General features: G+C 70.8%; 6 protein-coding genes. 2 read left to right on the top strand and 4 right to left on the bottom strand.

Going from position 1 to position 4,033, the window contains the following annotated elements:
* Window positions 1–765: TetR/AcrR family transcriptional regulator (locus tag PV363_RS16355; protein ID WP_301022891.1), on the bottom strand; the 765-nt coding region annotated here is incomplete at its 3' end.
* Between the two features lie 67 nt (window positions 766–832).
* Between PV363_RS16355 and PV363_RS16350 the strand changes: the two genes are divergently transcribed.
* Complete coding sequence (locus PV363_RS16350; RefSeq protein WP_220345877.1) at window positions 833–1,774, top strand: ATP-binding cassette domain-containing protein; 942 nt, start codon at window positions 833–835, stop codon at window positions 1,772–1,774.
* Window positions 1,771–2,547 (top strand): ABC transporter permease, encoded by a 777-nt coding sequence (locus PV363_RS16345; protein ID WP_220345876.1) that lies wholly within the window; start codon window positions 1,771–1,773, stop codon window positions 2,545–2,547. The genes PV363_RS16350 and PV363_RS16345 overlap by 4 nt, the downstream gene beginning before the upstream one ends.
* A gap of 20 nt (window positions 2,548–2,567) precedes the next feature.
* Here PV363_RS16345 and PV363_RS16340 read toward each other — a convergent pair whose 3' ends face one another.
* The 3 genes from PV363_RS16340 to PV363_RS16330 all read right to left on the bottom strand — a co-directional run.
* A complete protein-coding gene (locus PV363_RS16340) occupies window positions 2,568–3,188 on the bottom strand; it encodes a TetR/AcrR family transcriptional regulator (RefSeq protein WP_220343121.1) in 621 nt (206 codons plus the stop codon).
* On the bottom strand, window positions 3,185–3,811 hold the full coding sequence (locus PV363_RS16335; protein WP_220343120.1) for a DUF2867 domain-containing protein: 627 nt from the start codon (window positions 3,809–3,811) through the stop codon (window positions 3,185–3,187). The genes PV363_RS16340 and PV363_RS16335 overlap by 4 nt, the downstream gene beginning before the upstream one ends.
* A 28-nt stretch (window positions 3,812–3,839) precedes the next feature.
* Window positions 3,840–4,033, bottom strand: a 194-nt coding sequence (locus PV363_RS16330; RefSeq protein ID WP_301022890.1) for a hypothetical protein, incomplete at its 5' end; no start/stop codon positions are given.

Genomic DNA, 4,033 nt, shown 5'->3' with positions numbered 1-4,033 from the left:
ACCTTCGCGGCGCTCGATGAGGGCGGCGATCCCGTCGAGGAGGAGGTCGAGACCGAAGCCGAAGCTCGCCTCGCCGTACTCCTCATAGCCGGCCTCGCCGACGGCAGGCATCGGCGAGAGGGTCGCGGCGAGACGGGCGAGGTTCGGGAAGGTCTCCGGGTCGGCGAGGACGGCGATCACGTTCTCGAACGCCACGACGGGCTTGCCTGCGGCGCGTCGACGGGCCGCCGCGGTCGCCTCCTCGTACGCCATCCGCGCCTCGGCGAGGGAGTACGCGCTGATCGCGCCGACCGCCTGCAGCTTCTCCCCGTCGGACAGCGGGGTGCCGGACAGCGCGTCGAGGCCGCGCTCGAGCCACGCGAAGGCGCTCGGCCCCATCGGCGGGTTGCTCATCGGCATCTGCGCGAGCCACGGGTGGTCTGCCAGCATCTGCTGCTGGAGGGTGGCCCACGACTGCATGCGCTCCCGCCACCCGTCACCGGTCAGCTCGACCCGCTGCGCCACGGACGCGCTCTCGTTCCACATGAGCGAGAGCAGCTCGTCCTTGTTGGCGACGTGGCGATAGAGCGCCATCGTCGAGAATCCGAGCTGCTTGGCGACGCGCGCCATCGACACGGCGTTGAGGCCGTCGGTGTCGGCGATCTCGACGGCCGCGGCGACGATCGCGCTCGCGTCGAGCTCCGGACGTGGTCCTCGACGGCCGCCGGAGCGCCTGCCCCAGAGCAGGGCGAGCTCGTCCGGGAGCTGCATCTCGTCCTGGGCCATCCGACCTCCTCGTCGGCCTTACGATAAGGCCTTGCTCCTTCTGTGTATCACGTATACGGTTTTGCGTATGACATACACAGTGGAGGTCGAAGGCCTCACCAAGAGCTACGGCTCCACCGACGTCCTGCGCGGTGTCGACCTGGCTGTCGAGACCGGGACGGTGCTCGCCCTGCTCGGCACGAACGGCGCCGGGAAGACCACGCTGGTGCGGGTCCTTGCGACGCTCATCGGGTACGACGGCGGCAGCGCCCGCGTCGCCGGCCGCGACGTCGCGCGGGAGGCGCACGCCGTCCGCAACGCCATCAGCCTCACAGGCCAGTACGCCGCCGTGGACGAGGTCCTCACCGCCCGGGAGAACCTCACGATGGTGGCGCGCCTGCGGCGCTTGCCCCGTCCAGACAGCGCCGCGCGCGTCGACGACGTGGTCGAGCGCTTCGACCTCACCGCGATCGCCGACCGCCGCGCGTCGACCTACTCCGGCGGCCAGCGGCGTCGGCTCGACCTCGCGATGAGCATGGTCGTGCCCCCGACGCTGCTCTTCCTCGACGAGCCGACGACCGGGCTCGACCCGCGCAGCCGCGACCAGGTCTGGGCGACGGTGCGGGAGCTGGCCGACACGGGTGTGACGGTCCTGCTCACCACGCAGCACCTCGAGGAAGCCGACCGGCTCGCTGACCGCGTCGCCGTCCTGGACGGTGGTCGGGTCGTGGCCGACGGCACACCGGAGGAGCTGAAGGCCCAGGTCTCCGGCGAGATCCTGCGACTCTCCTACGGCGATGCCCGGACCTACGAGACCGCGCTCGCCAGTGTGCGTACGCCCGAGGTCACCGCCGACCCCGTCCTCCTCACCGTCGACGTCCCCACCGACGCCGCCCCAGAGTCGGTGTGCCGGGTGCTCGCCGAGCTCGCGGCCGCGGGCGCACCCCCACGCCGGGTCGACATGCACGCACCGAGCCTCGACGACGTCTTCCGTACCCTCACCGCACCGAGCCTGGAGGCCCGCCCATGAGCACCGCCACGACCCCCCGCGCCAGCCTCGTTCTCGACTCGCAGGTGATGGTCCGCCGAAGCCTGGTGACGACCCTGCGCAACCCCGAGGCGTTCTTCACCGCACTGGCTCTGCCGGTTGCGCTGATGCTGCTGTTCGTCTACGTGTTCGGGGGCGCCCTGTCGACCGACGGTGCGTACGTCGACTACGTCGTGCCCGGGATCATCCTGCTCTGCGCCGGGTTCGGGGCGGGAACGACGGCCGCTGCGGTCGCGCACGACATGACCAACGGCATCATCGACCGGTTCCGTTCGATGCCGATCGCCGCCGGGTCGGTGATCGTGGGTCACGTCGTCGCCAGCGTGGCCCGCAACGCCGTCGCGACCACCCTCGTCATCGGGGTCGCGCTGCTCGTCGGGTGGCGGCCGAGTGGCGGACCCGTCGCATGGCTGGCAGCGATCGGCGCTCTCACGGTCTTCGTCCTCGCGATCTCGTGGCTCGCCGCGACAGTCGGGCTGATCGCGCGGACTCCAGAGTCCGCGAACGCTTTCACGATGGTCCTCGCGTTCCTGCCCTACGTCAGCACGGCGTTCGTGCCCGCGGACACGCTGCCGCCCGCGCTGCGCGGGTTTGCCGAGAACCAGCCGATGACGCCGATGATCGAGACGCTGCGTGGGCTGTGGATGGGAACGCCGATCGGCGACCACGGCTGGTGGGCTCTCGGGTGGTGCGGCGTGATCCTCGTCGGGGCGGCGGTGTGCTCCGCGCGCCTGTTCCGACGCCGTACGGCGTGACGCGGACGTGCGCGGCAGCCTCAGTCCACGGGTGGGGACGGGACTCCGAGGACGCCCTGCACGGCGCGTTCAACCAACTCGACGTCGTGCGGCGCGCTCCTGGCGAGCTCGATGCCGACCGACTCCAAGATCGCCAGGAAGGCCCGGGCCGTCAGCCGGGGTGGGGGTCCGGCCGGGATCGAGCCGTCTCGGCGCCCTGCCCGCACCAGATCGGCGCACTCGGCCTCGAGCCGGTCGTAGGTCGTCTCCATCGCGCGCCCGACGGGGTGGTCCTGACCGGTGAGCTCGACTCGCAGCGTGAGCATGACTCGTGCACGGTCGTGACCGCGACAGTACGCGGCGTGGCGCCGGGCCATCGTGAGCAGAACCGCGAGGGGGTCGCCCTCGTCGAGACTCGGTCGTCGCACCTCCGCGTCCCACGTCTCGGCGACCCACTCCACAACGGCGAGGGCGAGCTCCTCCTTGTTGGCGAAGAGGTGGTAGAGCGCGCCGCGGGTGTAGCCCGCGTCCTTGGCCACCTGCTCCAGGACCAGGTTGGCGTAGCCGTACGTGGACAGGCCCCGCGCCGCCGCGACGAGCAGGGACCACCGAGTCCGCTCACGACGGTCGGCCTGCGTACGCCGCGCGACGGACCCGCTCACGACGCCGCAGGAGTCGGGCCGACGAGGCGCTCCCGCTCCAGCCACGCGCGCTCCCACTTGCGGGTCAGGGCGGGATAGACGATCAGGTAGCGGAACGGCTTGATCGCCACCATGTAGATCCGCCCGAAGACACCGTTGGGCTTGACGAGGGCTGCCATCCTCAGCTCGTACTCGCCGTCGCCGTTCGGCACCCAGCCAAGGTGACACAGGTCGTGGACGGTCTTGTTGGCCAGCTCGATGACGCACTCGTCGGGGAGCTCGTAGACCATCGTGAACGGCGTGTTGGGGACCGGGTCGCCGGCCGCCTCCTGGATCAGGTCCGACGGGAGCCGGTCACGGAGCGTGTCGACCCGAGAGGCGAGTCCCTGGTCGGACGAGTCCCAACCGAGCATCGCGCCGAGCCGCCAGCGGACCGCGAAGAGGAAGCGGACGAGCGGAGGGTTCTCGTTGAGCCCGCCGGCGGCACGCAAGGCGGCGAGCATGACCGGAAAGTCGTCTGGTCCGGCGCCGGGAGTGCGGTAGGACCAGACGTCCTCGAGCCGGAAGTCGGGCGCGATGTCGTGGATCCTCCACGGCCGCCCGGCGTGCTCGACGTCGGCGACCCTGCCGTTGCGTATCCCCATGCGCGCAACATACATACACGTACGTATGTTAGTCAACCGTCGACCGGTCCTCCGAGAGCAGGTCCTCCGTCAGCTGGTCGACCAGCTGATCGATCTCCGGCTCCTGGTCCCACCCCTTGAGGTAGTGCTGGAGGCGCTCCCGCTCGTTGGCCCGGATCGTCTCGGCTGCGGCGTCTCCTGCGGCGGTCGAGGTGACCGTGCCGGCGTCGACGGTCACGAACC

It is taken from the genome of Mumia sp., from assembly GCF_028803055.1.
Classification (GTDB): Bacteria; Actinomycetota; Actinomycetes; order Propionibacteriales; family Nocardioidaceae; genus Mumia.
Note: the sequence above shows the minus strand (reverse complement) of the source record. Positions and strands in the feature narration are given on the sequence as shown.

Excerpts from the sequence above, each read along its gene's own strand:
- PV363_RS16335 (WP_220343120.1), bottom strand. The coding sequence starts at position 3,811 with ATGGGGATACGCAACGGCAGGGTCGCCGACGTCGAGCACGCCGGGCGG.
- PV363_RS16345 (WP_220345876.1), top strand. The coding sequence starts at position 1,771 with ATGAGCACCGCCACGACCCCCCGCGCCAGCCTCGTTCTCGACTCGCAG.
- PV363_RS16350 (WP_220345877.1), top strand. The coding sequence starts at position 833 with ATGACATACACAGTGGAGGTCGAAGGCCTCACCAAGAGCTACGGCTCC.